Consider the following 5,577-nt stretch of genomic DNA (forward strand, 5'->3'; position numbering starts at 1 on the left):
GCGTCGACCAGCTCGGTCGTCGACGGGGCCGACGCGCCGCGGGCGCTGCCCCGCCGTGCGTCGCCGCACGCCTCGAGCACCTGGCGTGCGAGCCGGGCGACGTCCGCCTCGACTCGGGCCTGCGCCGCGAGGCGGCGTGCCGCGGCGTCGTCGAGCGCGGTCCGCAGGCCGTCGACGCCCTCGCCCGTGCGCGCGGACACGTCCAGGACGCGCACACCCGCGAGGCCGTCCTCCGCGAGCAGCCGCTGGAGGTCCGCGTGGCACGCGCGCCGCTCGGCCTCGGTGAGCCGGTCGACCTGGTTGAGGACCACGAGCATGACGTCGCGGTGCTCGGTGAGCCCGCGCAGGTAGCGCTCGTGCACGACGGCGTCGGCGTACTTCTGCGGGTCGAGCACCCACACCATGAGGTCGACGAGCGCGACCAGGCGCTCCGCCTCGAGGCGGTGCTCGGTGCGGACCGAGTCGTGGTCCGGCAGGTCGAGCAGGATCAGGCCGCCGGGCGTGCGACCGCCGCGCACGCCGCGCGTGACCGAGGCGTCGGTGTCGGCACCACCACCGTCCGGCCCGGCGAGCTGGTGCCGGCGCCGCACGCCGAGCCAGTCCAGCAGCGGCGCGGAGCCCTCCTGACCGCGGACGACGGCGAGCGCCTCGGACGTCGTCGGCCGGAGCACGTCGACCTCCGCGAGCGGCTCGCCCGCGAGCGCGTTGAGCAGCGACGACTTGCCCGAGCCCGTCGCCCCCGCGAGGGCGGCGACGGTGTGGTCCGCGGACAGGCGCAGCCGCCGGCCTGCGCGCTCCTCGAGCGCCTGGGCGTCCGCGACGAGGCCGTCGTCCAGCACCTCGCGGCCGGCGCCCACCGCCTCGGCGAGCGCGTCGAGGCGCTCGGCGACGCTCACACCTGCCACAGCCGCCGCCACCATCCGCGCAGGCCGCCCTCGTCGGGGCCCGGCTCGTCGTCGGTCGGCCGGGAGGCTGCCGGGTCGACCGCAGGGGGCGGTTCCGGCTCGGGACCCCCGCCGGGTGCCGCGAGCGCGACCTGCTGCGCCGCGAGCCGGACGGCCTCGCCCGCCCGCGGGCTCAGGTCGAGGGCGTCGAGCCCGGTCGTGAAGCGGTACGCCTCGTCGTCGAGGAGCCGCCTCATGCGCGCCGCGAGGTCCTCCTGGGCCGTCTGCGTGAGCCGTCGGACCGCGTCGTCGCCGAACACGGCCTCCAGGAGCCGCTGCGCGAGGACCGCCGTGCCACCCGCGACGCCGACCTCGGCGGTGGTGAGCCCGCCGGTCGACGCGAAGATCGCGACCATGAGCGCGGCGCCGAGCCCGTTGACGCCGAAGGACAGGACGCGCGCCGTCATCCGCTTGTCCGCGCCCTCGGTCGAGACGAGGTCCATGACGCCCGCCTGCCAGGCGCGCACCTCCGCGCTGATCCGCTGACGCAGGTCCGCGGACGACCGGCTGAGGCGGAGCCCGTCGACCAGGCGGCCGCCCGCCGGGTCGGCGCGCCAGCTCGCGTAGGTCTGGTCCGCGGCGCGGTCCGCGGCGTCGTGGACGAGGTCGACGAGGCCGTGGCCGATCGCCTCGGCGACGGGTTCGGGCGCCGGGCGGCCGCGCAGGAACGCGCTCGCGCGGTCGCGCCACGTGCTGACCGTGCTCTCGATCGCGCGGAACAGCTCGCCGGTGCCGACGAACTCCTGCCAGCGCGCGAGCACCTCCCCGCGCAGCATCGTCCCGTCCTGGGTCGCCGTCTCGACCGTGCGCGCCGCGTCGCGGTAGGCGGCGCGCGCGATCTCGCGCAGGCGCCGGACGTGCTCCACCTGTGCCTCCGCCGCGGCGGCGAGCGCCGGTGCCTGCACGACGACGTCGTCCACCGCGCCCTGGACGGTGCGGCGCACGACGTCCTGACGCGCCGCCGCGTCGCCCGCGACGCGCCGCAGCCAGCCCGAGAGCTCGACCGTCGCGGCCGGCGGCAGCAGCCCGTCGACGAGCCTCGACTCGGGCACCGTGAACAGCCGGGCGTCGCTGAGCCCCTGCTCGGCGAGCATGGAGCCGAGGTGGCCGCGCACCGCGTCCTCGGCACCCGGGTCGACGCGGTTGAGCACCATCGCGACGACGGCCCTGCGGCGGGCGGCAGCGGCGAGCAGGTCCCACGGCACGGCGTCCGCGTACCGGGCGGCGGTCGTCACGAAGACCCACAGGTCCGCCGCGCCGAGCAGCTCCTCGCCGAGCTCGCGGTTCTCGACGACGACGGAGTCGATGTCGGGCGCGTCGAGGAGCGCGATCCCGCGCGGCACGGACGTGTCGGGCGCGAGCCGCAGCGCGCGGCCCTCCGCGTCGGGACCGGTGACGCGGGGCAGACGCGGCAGTACGCGGTCCGTCGTGAACCACGCCGAGTCGTCCGGGTGGTGCACCAGCACGGGCGAACGGGTGGTCGGCCGCAGCACGCCCGACGGCGTGACCTCGGCGCCCACGAGGCTGTTGACGAGCGTCGACTTGCCGGCCCCCGTCGAGCCGCCCACGACCGCGAGCAACGGCGCCCCGAGCTGGCGCACGCGCGGCACGAGGTAGTTGTCGAGGTGGTCGACCATCCCGGCCACCGCGCGGCGGTCCTGCGCCGCCCCGGGCAGCTCGAGCGGCAGGCGGAGCTCCGCGACGGCGGCCCGCAGGGCGGTCAGCCCGGCCGCGAGGCGCGCGGCACCGTCGTCGTCCCAGCTCACCAGCTCTCCTTCGTCCGCGTGCGGCCAGTCTCCCGCAGCGGAGGCGATCATGCCCGCGCACGACAGCGGGACGACGAAGGGCCCCGGCGGATCGCCGGGGCCCTTCGTGCGAGGCGGGGGTCAGTCCCGCGTGAGCTTGCGGTACGTGACCCGGTGCGGACGGGCCGCGTCGGCGCCGAGCCGCTCGACCTTGTTCGCCTCGTACGCCTCGAAGTTGCCCTCGAACCAGTACCAGCGGGACGGGTCCTCCTCCGTGCCCTCGTACGCCAGGATGTGCGTCGCGACCCGGTCGAGGAACCACCGGTCGTGGGACACCACGACCGCGCAGCCCGGGAACTCGAGCAGCGCGTTCTCGAGCGAGCCGAGGGTCTCGACGTCGAGGTCGTTGGTGGGCTCGTCGAGCAGCAGCACGTTGCCGCCCTGCTGGAGGGTGAGCGCGAGGTTGAGGCGGTTGCGCTCACCGCCCGACAGCACGCCCGCGGGCTTCTGCTGGTCCGGACCCTTGAAGCCAAAGGCGGCGACGTAGGCGCGCGACGGCATCTCGACGTTCCCGACCTTGATGAAGTCGAGCCCGCCCGAGACGACCTCCCACAGCGTCTTCTTCGGGTCGATGCCACCGCGCGACTGGTCGACGTAGGACAGCTTGACCGTCTCACCGACGCGCAGGTCGCCGTCGTCGAGCGGCTCGAGGCCCACGATCGTCTTGAAGAGCGTCGTCTTGCCGACGCCGTTCGGGCCGATCACGCCGACGATGCCGTTGCGCGGCAGCGAGAACGACAGGCCGTCGATGAGGACGCGGTCGTCGAACCCCTTGCGCAGGTCCTTCGCCTCGATGACGACGCTGCCGAGCCGCGGGCCCGGCGGGATCTGGATCTCCTCGAAGTCCAGCTTCCGCGTGCGGTCCGCCTCGGCCGCCATCTCCTCGTACCGCGCCAGGCGTGCCTTGGACTTGGTCTGGCGGCCCTTGGCCGACGAGCGCACCCACTCGAGCTCGTCCTTGAGGCGCTTGGCGAGCTTGGCGTCCTTCTTGCCCTGCACCTCGAGGCGCGCCTGCTTCTTCTCGAGGTACGTCGAGTAGTTGCCCTCGTAGGGGTACAGGCGCCCGCGGTCGACCTCGGCGATCCACTCGGCCACGTGGTCGAGGAAGTACCGGTCGTGGGTCACGGCGAGGACGGCGCCCTCGTACTGCGACAGGTGCTGCTCGAGCCAGAGCACGCTCTCGGCGTCGAGGTGGTTGGTGGGCTCGTCGAGGAGGAGCAGGTCCGGCTTCTCGAGGAGGAGCTTGCACAGCGCGACGCGACGCCGCTCGCCGCCGGAGAGCACCGACACGTCGGCGTCCGGCGGCGGGCAGCGCAGCGCGTCCATCGCCTGCTCGAGCTGGGAGTCCAGGTCCCACGCGTTCGCGGCGTCGATCGCCTCCTGGAGCTTGCCCATCTCCTCGAGGAGCGCGTCGTAGTCCGCGTCCGGGTTCGCCATCTCCTCGGAGATCTCGTTGAACCGGTCGAGCTTGCCCTTGATCTCGGCCACGCCCTCCTCGACGTTGCCCAGCACCGTCTTGGACTCGTTGAGCGGCGGCTCCTGGAGCAGGATGCCGACCGTGTACCCGGGCGACAGACGGGCCTCGCCGTTGGACGGCTGCTCGAGGCCGGCCATGATCTTGAGGATCGTCGACTTCCCCGCGCCGTTGGGGCCGACGACACCGATCTTCGCGCCCGGGTAGAAGCTCATCGTGACGTCGTCGAGGATGAGTTTGTCGCCGTGCGCCTTGCGCGCCTTGTACATGGTGTAGATGAACTCAGCCACGCAGTCTGCTCCTCGGTGTCGAGTGGGTCTCGGGGTCCGGCGGCGTCTCTCGCGGGGGCTGGTGCCCCGTGGGGGTCGGGACGGCGCTCGCGCCGTCGCGCCCGGGCGCACGTGCTCGCCGGACCACCCCCCAGCCTACGGCGTCAGCACGGCCGAGCCGGCCTCATACGCCTGGGCCCCCTCCTCGTCGAGGTCACCCTCGGCGTCGCCGTCCGCGTCGACGTCGTCGTCCGCGTCCCCGTGGTCGGGGTCGTCGGGGTCGTCGGCGACGTCGAGGCCCGCCCCGGCACCGTCCGTGGCCCACGGGTCGGGCGTCGAGAGCGCCTGAGCGGCCGCCGCGCGCGCGTCCCCCTCGCCGCCCGTCGGCTCCGCGTCCGAGCCGCTGACCCGCACGGTGCGGCCGAACACCGTGCGGCCCCGCGTCAGGTCGTGCCCGAGGGCGGACGCCTCGAGAACGAGGCTCGTCCGCGGACCGTTCTCCCCCGTCCACTCCTCCGTGTGCAGCCGGCCGTGCACGATCATCGGGTCGCCCTTGCGGACCGACGCCGCGACGTTGAAGGCGACGTCGCGGAACGCCTTGACGGTGATCCACTCGGTCCGGCCGTCCGTCCAGCCGCCCACGCGGCTGTCGAAGCGGCGCGGCGTCGTCGCGATCCGGAAGCTGGTGTACGGCACGCCGCCACCGACGATCTCCTTGGGCGGCGTCGCCACCCAGCCCACCACGGTCACCGAGAGCCCTTGGGCGTTCATCGCGTCCTCCTGTCCAGCCGCCGGGAGGTCCGGCGGTGGCAGGACGCTCCTGCACCCCGCGGCCGGACGGGCGCAGGGACCGCTCAGGCTGTGGACGACGCCGCCGCGGGCTCCCCTGTGGACGACCCCTCGGCGGCGCCGCCGCGGACGGCCGGCAGCGTGCGTGCCGCGGCCACCTCGCGCACGCGCCGGTGCTCGTCCAGGACCTCCGCGACGGGCGCCACGAGGAGCTCGTCGACCACGCGGCGCAACGCGTCGAGCGCCGCCTCCCGTGCGCGTCCGGCAGCCCTCCGGCCGGCGGCACGGCGCAGGCG

The 5,577-nt window shown here is 74.8% G+C and carries 5 protein-coding genes; all 5 read right to left on the reverse strand.

Annotated elements, in window-relative coordinates:
* Window positions 1-905, reverse strand: a 905-nt coding sequence (locus ICW40_RS18760; protein WP_308121909.1) for a GTPase, incomplete at its 3' end; no start/stop codon positions are given.
* Window positions 893-2,710: a dynamin family protein gene (locus ICW40_RS18765; RefSeq protein WP_308121910.1), complete on the reverse strand. Its 1,818-nt coding sequence runs from the start codon at window positions 2,708-2,710 to the stop codon at window positions 893-895. The genes ICW40_RS18760 and ICW40_RS18765, both read right to left, overlap by 13 nt.
* Window positions 2,711-2,830: 120 nt before the next feature.
* Window positions 2,831-4,513, reverse strand: a complete 1,683-nt coding sequence (gene ettA, locus ICW40_RS18770; RefSeq protein WP_221655517.1) for an energy-dependent translational throttle protein EttA — start codon at window positions 4,511-4,513, stop codon at window positions 2,831-2,833.
* A 135-nt stretch (window positions 4,514-4,648) separates the two neighbouring features.
* Window positions 4,649-5,263: a single-stranded DNA-binding protein gene (locus ICW40_RS18775; protein ID WP_221655518.1), complete on the reverse strand. Its 615-nt coding sequence runs from the start codon at window positions 5,261-5,263 to the stop codon at window positions 4,649-4,651.
* A gap of 83 nt (window positions 5,264-5,346) precedes the next feature.
* Window positions 5,347-5,577 (reverse strand): hypothetical protein (locus ICW40_RS18780; RefSeq protein ID WP_221655519.1); only part of this gene is annotated, 231 nt, incomplete at its 5' end.

This window comes from Actinotalea ferrariae (assembly GCF_019733465.1).
GTDB lineage: Bacteria > Actinomycetota > Actinomycetes > Actinomycetales > Cellulomonadaceae > Actinotalea > Actinotalea ferrariae_A.